Below are 18,472 nucleotides of genomic sequence, written 5' to 3' on the forward strand. Positions count from 1 at the left end.
ACTCAAAAACGTAAACAAATGAAAACAATAAAAGGCCCTGCAGTATTTCTAGCACAATTCATAGATGATAAAGAACCGTTTACTTCTCTTGACGGATTATGCCAATGGGCTTCTAAGTTAGGGTATAAAGGCATTCAAATACCGACTTGGGAATCGAGATTGATAAATTTGGATCTGGCAGCCGAAAGTCAAACCTATTGCGATGAGCTAAAGGGTCAAATATCCTCACATGGGTTAGAAATTACCGAATTATCTACACATCTTCAGGGACAATTAGTAGCCGTACACCCGGCCTATGATAGTATGTTTGATAATTTTGCACCCGATCCCTATAAAAATAATCCTAAAGAACGAACAGCCTGGGCCATTGAGCAAGTAAAAAATGCAGCTGTAGCCAGTCAGAGACTAGGACTTAAAGTTCATGCTACATTTTCGGGAGCTTTACTATGGCATACTATGCATCCGTGGCCGCAAAGACCAGCCGGTTTGGTTGCAATGGGGTTTGAAGAACTTGCCAAACGATGGCTACCCATTTTAAATCATTTCGATGCGCATGGGGTCGATATATGCTATGAGATTCATCCCGGAGAAGATCTGCATGACGGTGTTACTTTTGAGCGTTTCTTAGAAGCTACCGGTCATCACAAGCGAGTGAATATTCTATATGACCCTAGCCATTTTGTGCTGCAGCAATTAGATTATATTGAGTACATCGACCATTATCATGAATTTATCAAAGCATTTCATGTAAAAGATTCAGAATTTAATCCTACCGGAAAAAAAGGTGCTTTTGGAGGGTATAGTGATTGGATCGATCGTGCCGGTCGATATAGATCGCCTGGTGACGGTCAAGTGGATTTTAAAACTATCTTTTCTAAACTTACGCAATATGGTTGTGATGTCTGGGCTGTAATGGAATGGGAATGTTGCATAAAATCTCCTGAACAAGGTGCCAGAGAAGGTGCTACGTTTATTAAAAATCATATTATCGAAGCTACCCAAAAAGCTTTTGATGATTTCGCAGGAGCAGATATCGATAAAAAACAACTTAAAAAGATATTAGGACTATGATGATATTTATATTGCGACTTAAACTAATAGTTGGGCTTTTTTGTACGATACTACTATTTCATTCCTGTCAAAATCATAAACAAACTAACAAACTTCAAGATGAAGATGAAGTTATTGAATTGGAAAATTCAGAAAAAAAAATTAAGGATCCTAAAGCGACAGAGGTGTGGGAACCAGAACCAAAAGTAATTACATTTAGTGATCAAAATGTACCTTCTGATGCCATTGTATTGTTTGATGGCTCTAACCTCGAAGCCTGGGTCTCTTCAAAAGATAGTATATCAGAAGCAAACTGGAAGGTGTTACCCGACAAAACTATGGTCGTCGAGCCAGGAGGTGGTGATATCCAAACCAAGCAGCAGTTTGGTTCTGTTCAATTGCATCTCGAATGGAGTGCACCTGATGTTATAAAAGGTGAAGGTCAAGGTCGTGGAAATAGTGGTATCTTTTTTCAAAATAGATACGAAATACAAATTCTGGATAGCTATCAAAATAGAACGTATGCCAATGGGCAAGCTGCTTCACTTTATAAACAACATATTCCGTTGGTCAATGCAACCAAGGCACCAGATCAATGGCAAACATATGATATCATTTTTCATAGCCCAGAGTTCGACAAAAAAGGGCGAAAAACCAAGTCGGGAACAGTTACTGTAATTCATAATGGTGTAGTAGTACAGGATCATGCTGAAATCCTAGGTACTACAGAATATATCGGACCTCCTAAAAATAGTACACATGGCAAAGGTCCACTAAAACTTCAGGATCATGGCAATTATGTTCAATACCGTAATATTTGGGTAAGAGAATTATAAGATGGAATGGTCTTCTAGAAATATCGGTATACTAATTTTTATGGCAATCGTAACGATTATAGGACTCATTACAGGGTGGTACTTCTTCATTTTTATGGTTTTTCCCTTTGGATTTTTGTTTAAGAAAAAATAGACTTATACTACTTGATAATTTGATATGCTTGAGAAAAAACTATGAAAAAATTCTAATTTATCGATACGCAGTGAATAGTACGATGACTCCTTCACTATTTATATCGGTAGGTAATACATTTTGAGAAGCATTATCTACGACTCCGTTTTCGTAATTGACATTGATTGTAAATCCATCAGTATTAAAAGTTGCAACACTACCAGTTATTCTACCAAGCAGTCTTCCATTTTGATCTCCGTAGCGTAAACCGATAGCATGAGAACTTGAAGCATATCGGGATATATCGTTGATAGAGTTACCATGAGCACCGACATAAATAACCTGTTGTGTAATTGTACCCCCATCATCTCGAGAAAATCCATTCATTGTACCAAAAGAATTACGTATACCTCGATCATTATCAACAGTACCATTATCACTGTCTAAATCGAAATTTTCAACATTGGCGTGTGCAACAAAACTAATCGAAGTAGGTCGAAAGGGAATACCTGTTACATTAATTGCTCCGGAAGCCGAAATTTGAAAGGCACCTGTATAAATATTACCGGTTGTTAATAGTTCTTGCCAGCCAGAAGCTGTAAATTCGTATACCCGATTAACATCGCTATCGTATACCATAGCTCCTTCTCTAGGGCCTACTATTGCGTTTCTTTGCGCTGTAGTTGCTGAAGGTAGTCCTAATAATGAATTAGCATCAATTTGACAATAAAGACCATGGCCAATGCTTAAGATAAACACGGCCAACCAAGTAGCATTCCTCATAGTGGGGTAATTTGAGGGTTTGACGAATATGTTTATGTGTTTAACGTAAAAAAACTATGTTAAACACAGTTAAATAAATATATGAAAAAATTCTGAATGTGCTAAATCAACAAAAATTGAACATACAATTCTTTGGTAATGTATTACTTATTTTCAAAAATTTATACCCAATGCTGAATACCTTTGACTCATAATCTGAATTGATCATACATCAAAAATTATCTACCGCTTACCACTGCTTTAAGCCCCAAGCTTAAATTGGATTTTATCGTAAACTACCTCGGGACAAGCCCACGAGGCATTCGTTGAAAACAATTTTTTAATTTCGAGGCAAGCCTCGGGGTATTATACCCTTTGGCGGTGCCAATAAACAAGGAAAGAAAATTGATTTTTCTTTCCTTGTGGTATCACTTTATTTTTAATAAGATAATTTATTCTATAACTAACTTTCTTACTTGGCTACCAGAAGAGGTTTCTAAGAGAATAAAGTAAATCCCAGAACTTAAGCGAGTCATTTCATAATCGAAAATGTAAGTTTCTTTTCCGTTGTCCTCGCGCTCGTCAATAAGGGTGTTATTGATCATATTGAAAATTTTCACATTTATAGATGATGTCTTTGATAGTACGACATCTACGGTAAATTTACCATGTGATGGATTTGGATATACTTTATATTCAATAGATGAATTTATGATAGAGGATTCATCGTCTTCATCTGTAGTATCATCATCAAATTCTTTATCGACAACGATAACTTTTTTTGTTTGAACTGCCTTACAAAGACCTCTAAAGGTAGTAACCGTTATTTCATATTCCCCGGGGGTATCAAAAATGAGCTCTGCATAATTGTCGTCTACTGAAACAACTTCTGCTTCTTCAGGAAGATCCCATTCTAACAAATCTGGTATTGGATTACTCACATTAACCATCACAAAACTTTCTCTAACAAATACTTGTGTCGAAGCAATAAACTCTGCTGATACGATATCAGATGTTCTATCTATAAGAATGCCGTCTGTAGCTGTACATCCCTGAGCATCTGTAATTTTGATGGTATAAATCCCTACTTCATCAACCTCTATAACAGGATCAGTGCTAGAAAAACCATTTTCAGATGTCCAAAGATACGTGGCTCTCGCATCGAGTACGGTAACATCGAGAGTCGCTGTTTGATCTTTGCATAAAGTAATATCTTCACCCAAATCAACTATAAATTCTTCTGGATTATTTACCACAATATTTTTAGTTATTTGACATCCCTTTGCATCTGTAATAGATACGGTATAGGTACCTGCGCATACACCCGATAGATCTTCCAGACGACTTCCATTATTCCAAGAGTAGGAATACGGTGGGGTCCCTCCAGTTGTTGTTAACGTTATTTCTGCATCACATCCTTCGTAGCAGGTAGGTATACTTACCGAATGTTCTGATGATAATGCCACCGGTGCATTTACGGTGATATTTCCGGATACAGTACATCCCCTCGAATCGGTAATCAGAACTTCATAAGTACCCTGAACAACCTCTGTCAATAGATTTGTGTTGGCTCCAGTGTTCCATTCATATAAAAATGGTGGTGTTCCCCCACTTATCTCTGGAATAATAGTCCAATCATTTTCATCACCACAACTGCTAAAGTCAGAACGCATGTTGACTGATAATAATCCCGGCTCTATTAATTCAAAAATATCACTTGTTATTACTTGCGAAATTGCATCAGTAATTTTAACATAATAATTACCGGCTCCTATATTCTCTAGCAAATAAAGGTCTGTTCCCATTTTTATATTCGTATCGGCATTAAACCATTCATATATATATTGCTTCGAAGAACTAAAAGGAACTCCGCCTTGTACAATTGCACTTATACTTCCAGATCGCATATCCCCAAAACAAGTAATTACGTTAATCGGAACAATGTTCACTTCTAAAACAGGTGGCTCAAATAAATCCACATCTTCTATTTCTAGAACACAATTATTTGCATCGGTTACTGTAAAACTATACTTTTCTGCTCCGATATTATACAGAACATTTGTAGTAGTAGCAAGTTTAACCCCGTCACTATCGAACCACTCATATACGTAAGGTAACGTACCTCCTTCAATATTTACAGTTATTCTTCCGTTTCTAAAACCAGGAGCTGAAGGATATATTCTTTCTATAACTCCGCCCCTTACAAATAATAATCCGGGTTGCTCAACCTCGATCTCCTTTTGAACAATACATTTGTTTTTATCTGAGACGGTAATCGTATATTTTCCTGCGATAAGACCTGAAAGATCTTCTATCGAACTTCCATTACTCCAGCTATACGTATAAGGTTCAACACCTCCTGTCACCGTGATGTCAATAGCACCATTAGTATCTCCGTTACATTGTAAATGTGTAGTAGTTTCTGTAATTTCTAGTGTTTCAGGTTGTTCAACTAGATATGTATCTGTATCCCGATTTCCATTTTCGTCCACTACTAAAACAATATATTCACCTGCAGGTACACTTTCTGGTGTACTAGATGTGGTAAATAAGACTTCATTACCTTGAGATGTTTCGAACCAACTATAGCTATATGCTCCAAATCCTCCTGTTGTAGTGGTTGTTAACGGTACAGCAGTTTTTTCACCAAAACACTGTATTTCTTGAGAAGATTGTAAGGGTTCAATTGTAATGATTAATTCTTCTGGCTCAGTAACTTCTCTTGTAATTTTTGCAGTACAGTTATTACTATCGGTTACTGTCAACTCGTAATTACCGCTATCGAGTGCGCTTATATCTTCGGAAGAAGCTGTAAACGCCGGATCGCGAAGGTTTTTCCATGCATATGTATAAGGTCGGGTACCTCCTGAAACCTGGAGTGATATACTACCATTACCCGTTTGAAAACCAGTAAGATTTACAACATCAATATTAGAAATCTGTAATGCCTCTGCTGGTTCTAAAATTGTAACGCTTCTAGGCAAAGAAGTTGTACATAGATTATCGTCTATAACGACAACCTTATACACTCCAGCTTCTATTCCGACTAAATCTTCTGTTTCAGCCTCAAAATCCGGATCGCCTACTTTACTCCAACTAAATGAATATGGGAGATACCTTCCTGTGGTTTCATTTTTTGGTCCTCCAGTTACCCTAATATTGATAGCTCCTGTGGATTCTCCTTTACATTTTACATGGGTAGGCGTATCTTCTAGAGAAACAATGAGCTCATCGGGCTGTGTTAATTCAAAAGTTGTGAAGGTATCTGCTCCTTTTACATCATTAACTACTATTTTATAGGTTCCGGTGCCTAGATCTGAAATTTTATCTAGGGAGAAATCTGTATTCAAAGCATTTTCAACTCCTTCGTCAATTCGAAACCACCTGTATTCAAAATCTGCCGGAGTTGATTCGATTGGAAAACCTCCGGTAACTGTTGCCAATAATTCACCAAATTGATCATTATAACATAAAATTGGATTTTCAACAGTTATTTCTACCCTTATCGGAAGCGGTTCTTTAATTTCAAATACTTTTTCTACAAGGCACATTTGTTCGTCTATAACCGAAGCCTTATAAAATCCATATGATAAGTTATCTATTCTATTGGTAGTTGCATTAAAGGTTGGATCCCCTTCTTTACTCCAGCGCAACTGAAGTATTCCTGTGCCTCCTTCGATATTCACAGTTAAATTTCCATCTGATCCCCCTACTGTTGTAGCATTTTCAAATGAAGTACGTGTAATGCGTATCTCATTAGCCTGATTTACAGTAATAACTTTAGGGGTTTCTAATTCGCATCCGTTCGCATCTTTGAGCCAGACCTCGTATCTACCTTCACGAAGACCTTGATACGTTAAGTTGGTAAGGTCATTTTCTGATACATAAGTTACTCTGTTATCTATAGAAAAGTAATACGGTCTGGTTCCTCCTTGGGGGTCAAAAATAAGCGCGCCTGTCGCATCTCCAAAGCAAGGAATATCTATTTTGTCTAAATTTATAGATAGAGGCTCGGGATCTATAAATACAACGGTTGCTTCTGCAGCTGTGTAACTATCTCTAACTACTACCTTATAAGTTCCTTTAGAACGATTCGTTAGTCTAACTTGTTCTTCTCCATTAATTTTGATAGCGACTGCACCTTCTATTTTGAACCACTCATAACGATAGGTACCCAAACCTCCTTCGGGCCTCGCAATAAGTGTTCCTACACCTTCATCGCACAAAATAGAAGCTTCTTCAGCTATAGCAACCAATAACTCATCTGGCTCGGTTACTTCGATGATTCCAGATCTTACGGTACAATGTTGATCATTAACAATAGCGACGTATTGACCTGCTCTAAGATTTTGCAGCGTTAAACCTTCATTAGGTATAGAAACTCCATCTTTTTCCCAAGAAACTATATAGGGATCACCTGTTGTTCTAGGGGTACCTCCGTAGATGCTTATCGTAATTCTCCCTTGGTTATCACCAAAAATAGTATTCCCCACGAGTTCGTCTGGTATGATTTCTATTTCATCAGGTTCATTGATCCTCTTAAATTCTGATGGTGAAGAAACACAAGAGTTCACACCACTTGCTCTGGCTACAAATCGATATCCGGGTATTGCGTTTGCAAGCACGTTGAAGGTATTTTCAGATTGCCATATAGTGCTGTTCCCGGCAAAAATTCCATACTCGTAATCGTCTTTTCCTCCTTCAGCAGTAAGTGTAACTTTTGCTGTGCCCCCTGCACATTTAATTTCTTCGATTGCAATGTTTGAAATCGTTACCGGATCGGGAATGTTATCAAATGTTATATTTTCCAGTGCTCTAGAAACATTTCGGGAGTCGGTTACTACCACTTTGTAAATTCCGTCACCTACAGTTATACTTGATGCAGTTTGCGGTAGCCTAGTAGTGTTATTGTACCATTCGAATGTATACTCGGGATATCCTCCATTTATAGTAATAACTTCGATTTTACCATCGACTCCATCGGGACAACTTGGATCTATCTTATTGATAGCAAAAGTTATAGGATCTGGATCTATTATTTCGGGAAGCGTTATAAGTTTTTCGCATAAATTTTTATCTACGTATTTGATTTTATGAATGCCCTTTGGGAGTCCCAAAATGATAAAGCCGGTGACATCTGCGCGCCCACCAAAATTACCAGGATCGGTTGAATCGCCATTAAGATGCACCGTATAATTCATATATTGCAAACCTGAATCCTCTAAGGGAAAACCACCTTGTATTTCGTCAACTTCGATTTCACCATCGCTAGCATTTTGTTGACTTGGATGAGTAATATTTTCTGAAGTAATACTATGCGTAATATCCTCTGCCTTTTCTATAACAACAGGCGTTTGCGTATCACTTCTGTCTTCACAATTTTGAAAATCTGTAACGCTAATCGTATAATTGCCATTTGGCAAGTTTTCTATTTGATGAGGGGAAGAGGTAAATTCGCCTGAAGTATAAAAATTACCATCTTTATTAATAGTATATTTATATTTGGCTGTGCCAGAAGGCGGATTGGTACCTCCCGATGCTGATATTTCTAAACGCCCATCACTTTCATTAAAGCAAGTTTCATCTTGCACATGCGTATAAGAATATGTAAGAGGATCAGGAGCTGTAATTTTGAAAAAGTAGAAAAATTCTTCACATAAAGGGGTTATATTAGTATAGGAAGTACCAGGGTTGAGTTTATATCCAGACACGATCAAAACATATTCTCCTTCGGCAACTCCCCCATTCCATTGATAACTTTTTTCAGTTCTATTAAATCTTGGGTGATTATTCGTAATATCAGTATTGTTTCCTACAGATATTCCATATCTTGAATTTACCAGGTTAAGATATTGTGGTCTTGTCATTGCTAACTGTGCAGGAGTTCTATCATTGGGTAGCGCATCTTTACCTTCTTCTAATTTTTTGAGTCGAATATTCAATTCTTCATTATCATATAACAAACGATCAAAAAGTACCTTAAAACTACCATCGGAGTCATATGAGCACGTTGGCTGTTCTATGATAGGATTTCTCGAAATACGTGGTGGTTCTGGTAAAAATTGAACTAGTACAGCATTGGATTCTCTATCACTAGTACCACAACTAGGTTTAGCACGTATTCGTATAGGTTTATTTACACGGCTGTTAAAACCTTCAGTTCCTTCGGCATATAGGTCGGTAAGTTTAAGATTAATTTGAGGATCTCCATCAAATTTAGGGATACGTTTCCAGGTGTATACCGGAGTGTATTGTTCTCCACTATCAATTATTCTTCGCACATCATCCTGTGCTTCCTGCCACATCATGCAGTAAAATATACAGGGACCTTGAGGGCAGGTTGGGATGAGATTATTTCGTATACCAATGGGTAAATTTGTATTTACAGATTTGTCTAAGGTACTTTTTGCAGCAACAGGCAATAGTATACCGCCCCCATCTCCTTCAAGGCACCTCCTGTAGTCTTCAGAAGCTCTATTAGCCCTGTTAACAGCATTAATATATCTTTGAGATAAGGTTTGCGACGTACGTTCTACATATTCCCATCTATATATCCTATTCCAATTTGGAAAATCTGTAGAGGCCTGAATCCCTATACCTTCAGAAACACAGGCTATAGGAGTCCGGCTTGTAGGCGTCCCGTCAGAAAATCGAATTTTCAGTATGGGTTCTACAAATAATTTTATACTCGCCCCACCTATTGCCTCTCCAAAACCACTTAAATTATAACTATAGGTTCTACAATAAGAATGGTTTACATCAACTTCTCCTGTCCTACGCTGTCTTCTTCCACATTGTTTTCCGATACTTCGTTGTGCGCGAAAATGGAATTTTTCTATCCTTCTTCTTGGGTCAATATTAGTTAACTCTCCTCTTAGCGTGCCATTTCTATTACCACGCCAGACTCCACTTCCTATTGTTGTAAAATCTCGTTCCCCAACAAACTTTACTCTTACTTCATATTCATTACAATGATATTGTCTACCAAAGTCTGAATATTTCCACTCATACCTGATTTTATATTTTCCATCTTGAGCAAAAAGTTCTTGCCCGTAAAACGACAAAAAGATACTAAGTAATACTATTACTTTTTTCATAATTTCCCCATTTAGTATTCCACTACTATTTTTTTGATTGGAGACTTAGCTCCTGTACTAAATACTGCCTGCAATAAGTACGTATATTTAGAGTTGATTCTCAATTTTTTATCCGTAAAGCGCTCTTGATCAGCCTTAAAAACTTTATACAGTGTAGGTTTGTTTTCTTCTTCGGCTTTGTATAAAGAAAATTCTATTACTCCATCTACTTTATATCTCCAGCTTAAGTCAATCTTTTTTTCTTCTCGATTTACCAAGGCGCTAAATCTATTTATATCCGGCTTTGGTTGGTTATCGGGCAAGGTGATTGTTAACGGTGTAATGGGTTCAGACTCTAAACCCGATTCATCCATAGTCACCATAGTATAGAGATATTTAATTGTTGGTTTCGCAGAGATGTCATTAAAACTGTTATCTGGCAGGTTTACATCTGCAATTAATTCCCAAGGTAATTCTCCTCCCTTTTCTTTGCGATATATTAAGGTTTTTACAGCGTCATCACTACTGCTTGTAATCCATTCTAATGAAATAGCTCCTTTATCTGCTTTAAATGACTTAAATACGGGTTGTGTTGGGGGTATAATGTCTGGTTTTTTAAGAGTGAAAACTTCAGAAAAGTCTGAGGGATTGTAGCGTTTATCAAAAGCTTGTACTTTATAATACACTTTACTATTTAATGTCTTTATTTTAACAGTATCTATGAACTCACTTTGAGGAATTGTTCGAAACGTAATTTGTGTAAACTCTTCATTTTCGAGGTTGGCTCTAAATACACGATATCCCAAAAAATCGGCTTCGGTGTTCATTTGCCAATTAAGCTGCACGATCCCGGTAGAATCTACGGTTCCTGTTAATCCTATGGGAAGTGAAGGAGGAATATCATCTTCAGGTTGCACCATTTGTGGGAAAGATGTTCGTTTTTCTCCATTAATTCCAACTGCGGTAATCGTAAAATAATTAATAGATTCGAGGTTCGAATACTGAATACTTCGAGTATTTTTTGAAATATTAGGAACAATTACCTGATACTTGTTTTTTACCTGATTGGATCTATTAAGCTCAAAATATGCGATAGATGCTAAACCCTCTTCGGGAAATTCCCAAGTGATCATGGCACTGGTGTTATCAGACATTAGTTTAACCTCAGTAATCGCCGGATTGTATACCAAAGCTTTTGTTCCAGAACCTGAAATAGTTTTTGATGCAGGTCCTACCTCTCCAAATGGAGAAATGCCTTTGATTCGATAAAAATATTCTTTATTATTACTCGGTAAGCTATCTACATAGAACATACGGTCAGAAGGATTTTTATCTCGTTCACCCATATTAGCAATCGGGATATCTTCTATCGCTTTAAATGTATTGCCACTATCGTCTGACCGTTCTATCACATAATTATTATACTGTTTTTTAAGTAAGGTATAATTCCAACTTAGCATCACGTTTTTATCGTTAAAAATACCTACAAAGTCTTTTGGTTCTGGAAGGGGTTGAAAATCATCCAACCCCAAATACACACCACCAAATTTTACACTTATTTTTTCTGAAGGAATTGCTGTATATACCCTATACAAATATTTTTCTCCGGCTTTTACATCATTATCTACATAGGCTAGTCCAGAAAATTTTGCTACTTCATAATTTTGATCGGCAGCAAATAATGCAAATGAAAATCGCTGTTCTAATTCTTCTGCCTTATTGATAATACTAATAATATCATCTCCTCCTTGTTCTAAATCTACATTAAAGCTTTCTCCATAAATAGCTTGCGCCGCTATTGCTGCATTGGTATCTCGATTTGTAAAGGCCTCCCATTCCGTCAAGGGTTTAGGCAATATGGGGCTGGTAGTTAACTTTTTCACTTCGGGGGTTGTAAGTATAACCCCCTCTCTTACAATTGTTTTTCTTTCAATAGTGAAACCATATTGATTTGCATATTTCCAGGCCAATGGAGTAGTTACGCCCCAACGTAGCATAATAGCATCTTTAGTTACATTACCTATTACCTTTACTTCAGGCTTTTCATTTCCTATAGGCTTTTGACCAAATATTGCCGAAGCATATAGCAATATCACAAATATGATTACAACACCTTTACTATTTTGAATTACTTTAATCATATAAAGGGTTTGTATATTTTACTGTATGCATTTTACCCGATTGTACCTGACCAGGTAGCACATATCGTAGTTCAGTTTTATATTTACCTTTTCTCATTACTGGAAAAGGCTCTGTGATTAGTTTCAGGTATTTATTTGATGCACCTTGAGATTCTGAGTTAACTAATTGATATCGCAGATCTTCAAAGTCTTGGTGATAATAGTGTGTTAAATTATACCTAAATGGATTATGCACATCAATATCACTAGTATATCCATTCTCTAAATATGTTAAGTACCATGACTGCGGTTCTACGCCTTCTAGTGGAGGAACCCCAACTTTATCAGTATCTCTACTTACGGTAATTGTACCTTCAAAAGGATAATGTTTATATAAAAGCGGATAGATTTGATCTGTGTAATATGAATCATCGGGTATTGCTTTTATAAGTACAAGAGGAACATTTGCTGTATACTCATTCCCAACCAATTCTGAAAGATCAAAGGGTTCTATCGGATCAATTCCTAGAGATAACGTAAGTCCGTAGGGGTATGTAAAATAATCATAATAAGTTTCACTTTCTCTCATTGCACGCATCTTGCGGTCAAATGTAGTATACTCGCTTGTTCTGAACTCAAATGAGAGTAGCTCTCTCTCTTCTCCTTGAACAATGACGCCCTCTACTTTTCTATTTTTAACTTCAACATCAGATTCGGTGACATTTTTTCCAGACTGCCCTTTAAAAGATCCTGTCTTATCATTTTCAGAAGCTGTATCACCATTCAACTCTTTACTAGAATACGTATCTTTTACGTTAGCGCCAATATCTCCATCAGACGGTGGTATAAGTAAAATTTGAACTGCGTAATCAGTTTGCGTATTAATTTCTTGCGGAATCGTAAATGTGAGTTGTTTTTTACCCGAGTTATATCCAAAGTCTTTAGTAAGCGTACTACCTGCAGAAGAAGTCATCGCCATAGACTTAGTCCATCCTGGAACAGCATCAAATAAGTATGATTGCCCTCTTTTTAAGTTGATATATCCGGTATTGTATTCTTTAGCAAAGAAATTTTGCTGCCCAATAACGGGATACATATATGCGATATTATGTTCGGGTATTGTTTTAGGTGCCTCGCCTGTCGTAAAGTTCACTTCTTTACTTTCTATAGCTACCTTACCTTCATCTAAAATCTTTTGCCAGTTTCCGTTTACAAATTCTTCAAAATGAACCTGTATGTATCCTTTTATATTCGAATTTGGTGGTAAGATTTCATGGGAGTAAAATACGGCGACATCATTACGATCGTTCCATTTAATCTCACCTTCGATAGGCTTGCCATCTTTGGTTACGTCAAACTGATCTAATAGTATTTTATACTTTCTATCTCCTGTTTCATCGGGAATTTCAAAAACCTTATTGATTTGGAGATTAAACGCTACTTGAGGAGCTGCAAATACATCTACATCTGCAGCTCCTTCTTTTGGAGTCATATCACTAATAACAACAATACCATCCAGGACACTTCCTCCTACAATTTCACATTTTTCGCCTAATTCTATTTTGAATCTGAAACGACCTTTGATAAGCCCTCCTAAAAGGTTGTAATGCCCACCTAAATATCCCTGAAACCATGCAGGGTTAGGCAGTCTAGCCTGTAAAATTACGGCTCCACCCCCTTTAATAATGGGTATCTTCTTTTTAATGCCAAAAAGTTTGAAATTTAGTCCAAGTTCACCTTGCAAATATGCATAAGACTGCCCGTTGGCATACCAGCCGTTAAGTCCTATTTGTTCTGTACTTCCTTTACAGCGAGCATCTCCATAGTCTTTAATCATAATATCGAAACCGATACCTGCATCAAAACGTGCATAAAAGATCAAGAATCGTAAATCTCCAGTAGTTACACTAAGATGTGCACCAAAGGCTAAACCTTTTCCGGCCTCAAGAGCGTTGAGATCTCGCGTATAGTCTAACTCTGAAGCATCTATTCCTAGAATCTCGGCTACAATGGCAGGTGGTGGCGGGCTTCCAGGAAGACCGTCGCCTGCCATAAAATAACTATTCGTTTCTAATTTAAGAATACCCAAATTGAGAGCAATACCAATAGGATCTTCTGGAGTTCCTATTAGAATATGCCATTCATCAGGTGCTACGTATAAATCCATCCACCCAGCTCTACCCGAAGGCCCTACACCCTTTAAAATACCAAAATTGATATAGATTTCTGAGGTGGAATGTAGAATATCATTTTCAAAATCGTACCCAATAAATACGTCAACACTCATGGCACCGCTAGGTGGAGAAGCTGGTAATGCGATTGTACCCCCAACACTGGCAATATCTCCTAAATTATCTTTAAGGGTATCAAAAAAGTCACCTGGTAATGCTGCTACCAACTCTCCGTGACCTTTGAAGTAAATATCTCGAAGTCCGCCAGACTTTTTAAAAGTCATTCCAAATTCTACAGTAGCGTGAAAAAGTTCTTCCGAATTTTGTGTAATAATACCTACTGAAGCTTTTACACCTAATCCACTATTTTTATCGGGTTCATATATCACCCCAGAAGAAGATGCTCCTATTTGAGTAAATGCAGCATTGGGATTATTGGTTACTCCGGCCATTTTCATACGGTTAGAGGCGCCACCTCCAAAAGAATTAAGGGCAAAACCTGTAAATATGGGTATTCCTGATGGTATGGTTACACTAGCATCAGCGAACCAATATCTAAATTCTGGTGTTCTACCAAATAGCGCTTTGGCCTCTACATCTAATTGTACTCCTTTGGTAAATTTTGCTGCGATTGACCCTGCAAAACCTTTACCATAGGTAGGATCATTTTCAAAAATAAAAATAGCCCCTTTGAGTTCCATACCTGCTACTTCCATCTCAATAAAAACACGCTCTAGCTTAACGCCATCGAATTTCCATTTATCACGACCATCGGTATCATCTAGCTTTGCTTGAATTACTAAGGTCGAACCACCTCCATTACCTCCATCTGATGCAGATGTGAGGTTAATATTAAAATTAAAGAGCAATTCTGCGGTTTTACCCCCTGGAGGAGTTCTTAAACCTATTTCATTCACTGTTAGCGGAAAATTAGCAATTTTCATCTCTCCTCGATACCCAAAATAGGTAACCGAAAATTTTGGTGATTCTGTCTGCAACAACAAGTTTTCAAAAACGATACCTTTAAAATCAACAGTTTTATCATTAGATTGTGCTACACCTTCTGAATCATTATTTCCAAGTCCCGAAGCTATATTTACTGTTCCATGAAGATTAGCTTTAGGTCTAAATTTACCATCTTTAACCTTCATTTCAATGTATGACTCTTTGGTGAGCACTACCTGTGCGTTCCAAACATCAAAAGCTATATCTTTAGTACTTGAGACTTGAAGAGTATACTCATCAGGTTGAATAATTGCAGCGTATTCTAAACGATCTACTTTGGATACGGGTAGTATAATTTCACCATTAAACTCCCCGGCTTTTATAGAGTTCGTCTCTATTTCTATCAAAAATCTGTCTAATGAAAATTGCCATTTTGAAGCCGATCCTTCATCGATATTAATGATATTTTCTGCATAAAATCTTCCTGTAATTCCTTGTGAATCTATAATCAGGTTCGTGGCACCAAAGGTTGTTCTTTTATTGCTATTTTTTTTGCTAAATTCTTTAGGTAATACAACCTCTAACGTATTGATATATACCCCGCGCCACAGATCAGGATTTTCACTGTAATACTTACTCAGATAGTTAGAAGGCATAGCCGGATCATTACGCAAATCACTTAAATCAAATACAGCTGTATTTAATCTAAATGTAGTTCCTTTAAGACCTCGTATTCCGAATTCTGGCAGAGAAATATTCACTACGATATCATTCCAGTCTCCTACTACCGTAGAGAAATCTGATTCTACATATCCTAATCGTTCTTTTCCATCGGCATCTACCGGATATAAAAAAGAATTTGCAAATTTAATATGAGCATCAATACCTAATTCTTTAAAACCAGAACAATCGATTAATGCATATGTTGCCGGATCCTCAAAACTACCATTAAGAGTCACTAAAACTTTACCGCTATCAAAATTAAAAGTGAATTGTGAAATTAGAGCTAATTTAGCATCACCTACGATTCCCCCCTCGTGTGAAAGCTTAATATTATTTCCTCCAAGTATTAATGTTCCTTTGGGAGTATCGATTTTAAGAAATACGGTAAGTTCGGTATATGCTGGTTTAAAAACGGCTTTAGCAACTCCTACAGTGTAGGTTACATTACTGATCGTTTGAGGCCTAATAGCTACAGGTAATTCTCCTAAGCCATCTTCATCTAATAAGTCTACATAGTTTCCGGTCTCATCGATAGTAGCAAAGGTATTGTTTGCCATATCTAACCATTTCTTGTTTATTAAAGAATCCTGAGTGTTAAAAGCATATCCTTCTTCTTGAAATTTTTGGGTTACAGCCGTCGAAACCACTTCGGCAACATCAAACTTCTCTAAAGACTCAAAATTGCGAAATGTTTTTACAGAAAGTGCCGTTTTGTTTGTTGTATTAACAGAAGAAGTATGCGTTTCTTCTGTTTTTTTATCAACCTCAACATTACTTTTATCTTCTGAATCTACGGTATTTTTGTCATTATTAGCATGAGCTAGTATTGCTGAAAGCCATAAAAAAGAAAATAATATATAAAAATGTAATTTTTTTGCCATAGGCTTAAGGCCAATTAATTTGTATTCTAATTCCGTTTTGTTTTCTTGCTTTAGCTCTTTATGCTTTTTATTCTTTCAAAACATATTCAGCGAGTCTAAATCCTCTCATAAAATCAGGACCGCCATAGCTAAACCCATTATCTGTTGATCGAAACCAATCCTGATCCTTGAAAATAAAATCTCCGTTTGAAAGTACCAGCAATGAGCTTTCTACCAAACGTTCTACTTCTTCCTTTTTATAAAATTTGGTCGTAATCGTTCTATCGCTTCCATTGTTATTATCAGTAATGATAACTGTAAAATCTCTTTTCACCTCTATTGAGACCGGTAATATTCCTTCCCATAGTGCTAAATACTCATCTTCCGGTCCGGGTTCGTAAAAGCTTTTAAACCTGTAAAGTCCAGGGAATGGCTTTTCGGTTTTCTTAAACAATTGAATACTGTGATATTGAGAAGGTTTCGATTCTGTAAAAGAACTTTTATGTAAAAATTCTATTTGATCAGGGTTCCAATTTGAATACTGTCCGTCTATACTCTCTACCTCTATGTAATATGTTTGGTCACTCTTTATAATGCCAGCGGGAAATTCAACAGTTTCATCATCTGAAATAGTTGCCGTATAAATTGAATTACTCTGACGTAACCAATCCTCTTGAGATTCGTAAATGACTAATTGATAGGTCAAAGTTGAAGCCTCTATATTTGAAGTAAATATTGCAAATCGAATATCAATTCCATTATCAAAAGAGTTTTGATAATCAGCGTCATTTCCTCCACAGGATACAGTGGTGATGACCAATAAAGTAAGAATGATTTTTTTCAGTATAGTGTTTTCTAAAGAATATAGCCTATTCACAATAAAAACAACTGGTATCGATAACAATAAAATAAATGCAATCATAGTTTTCTGGGGCGAAAATTAGAAGGACGAATATACAAAAATTAACTATACGTTAACAAAAATTTTTGATTTTTAATTAAAGTCGGTCCCAAGATTTGATAAGTCTTTAGTCTGTAAAGAAAAAAGTATTTAAAAAATTAAATATTTAGACACTTATAAGATATTGAATATGTTTGATAATTATCCTTTTTATGCTATGCTCGATATTACAAATGTATATCCTTTATTTCTTTTTCCCGTTTGACTTAAATATACCCGAAAAACCTTTTAAAAAATTATTAATTCCTTCATATCTATTTGGAAAACCTGAGGGTTTTACTCCTTCTTCTCTGTAATCCTTAATTTGAAAATAAGCACTAATAGGAATAATTATTAAACCCAAAAGACCTGAAATTGTTAGTAAATATCCTAATATAATAGTGATCACACGTCTAAATTTGACATTATGACCTTTGATTTTATGATCATTTATAGAACAAAAGTTTATTGAACTGTTTAAGTCGTTTTTATCTTCTAAGATCAGTTTTACACTAGTAATAAATCTGAGATCCTTTTTAGTAATTTTTTTAGGTATTTCGTTTTTGTAGCTCTGTTTATTTGAGATGATATTATATTCATACAATAGATTCATCAGTGCTTTTTCATCCCTTTCCGGAGTATAAAATTGCATTAAAAAACTCATTGTATCTTTCTTTATTCTTAGGTTCAAATAATTATTATTTGCGTTATGAAAATTAAGCGCAATAGAATCTATGGTGCTAAATTCAAAAGTAGCTGTACCAACACTTTTCCCTCCTATAATAATATCTGGACCTAATTTAAAAGTGATCATTCCTGCTAATAGAAAGTAGAATATGGTTGTTATTATAAATTTGTTTTCAATCATAACACATCA

Annotated in this window: 8 protein-coding genes; 2 read left to right on the forward strand and 6 right to left on the reverse strand. The window is 36.3% G+C overall.

What is annotated here, in order from left to right:
- The first annotated feature begins 18 nt into the window (after positions 1–18).
- Both J8281_RS17655 and J8281_RS17660 read left to right on the forward strand, forming a co-directional pair.
- Entirely contained in the window at positions 19–1,071 is a 1,053-nt protein-coding gene (locus tag J8281_RS17655; RefSeq protein ID WP_210198987.1) for a sugar phosphate isomerase/epimerase, read from the forward strand.
- A complete protein-coding gene (locus J8281_RS17660; RefSeq protein WP_246849153.1) occupies positions 1,068–1,886 on the forward strand; it encodes a DUF1080 domain-containing protein in 819 nt (272 codons plus the stop codon). Before J8281_RS17655 ends, J8281_RS17660 begins: the two co-directional genes overlap by 4 nt.
- A gap of 190 nt (positions 1,887–2,076) precedes the next feature.
- Here the strand turns inward: J8281_RS17660 and J8281_RS17665 are convergent, their stop codons facing one another.
- From J8281_RS17665 to J8281_RS17690, 6 genes are all read right to left on the reverse strand, one after another.
- Complete coding sequence (locus J8281_RS17665) at positions 2,077–2,781, reverse strand: hypothetical protein (protein WP_210198988.1); 705 nt, start codon at positions 2,779–2,781, stop codon at positions 2,077–2,079.
- A gap of 431 nt (positions 2,782–3,212) precedes the next feature.
- Positions 3,213–9,857, reverse strand: a complete 6,645-nt coding sequence (locus J8281_RS17670; protein WP_210198989.1) for a T9SS type A sorting domain-containing protein — start codon at positions 9,855–9,857, stop codon at positions 3,213–3,215.
- 11 nt (positions 9,858–9,868) lie between these two features.
- Entirely contained in the window at positions 9,869–11,977 is a 2,109-nt protein-coding gene (locus tag J8281_RS17675; protein WP_210198990.1) for a hypothetical protein, read from the reverse strand.
- The gene (locus J8281_RS17680) at positions 11,970–16,676 is read right to left on the reverse strand and encodes a hypothetical protein (protein ID WP_210198991.1); all 4,707 of its coding nucleotides are present in this window, start codon (positions 16,674–16,676) and stop codon (positions 11,970–11,972) included. The genes J8281_RS17675 and J8281_RS17680 overlap by 8 nt, the downstream gene beginning before the upstream one ends.
- Positions 16,677–16,743: 67 nt before the next feature.
- Positions 16,744–17,577, reverse strand: a complete 834-nt coding sequence (locus J8281_RS17685) for a hypothetical protein (protein WP_210198992.1) — start codon at positions 17,575–17,577, stop codon at positions 16,744–16,746.
- Positions 17,578–17,800: 223 nt separating this feature from the next.
- Positions 17,801–18,463, reverse strand: coding sequence for a hypothetical protein (locus J8281_RS17690; protein ID WP_210198993.1), 663 nt, complete (start codon positions 18,461–18,463; stop codon positions 17,801–17,803).
- Between the last annotated feature and the right edge of the window lie 9 nt (positions 18,464–18,472).

It is taken from the genome of Aquimarina sp. U1-2, from assembly GCF_017897595.1.
Taxonomy (GTDB): domain Bacteria; phylum Bacteroidota; class Bacteroidia; order Flavobacteriales; family Flavobacteriaceae; genus Aquimarina.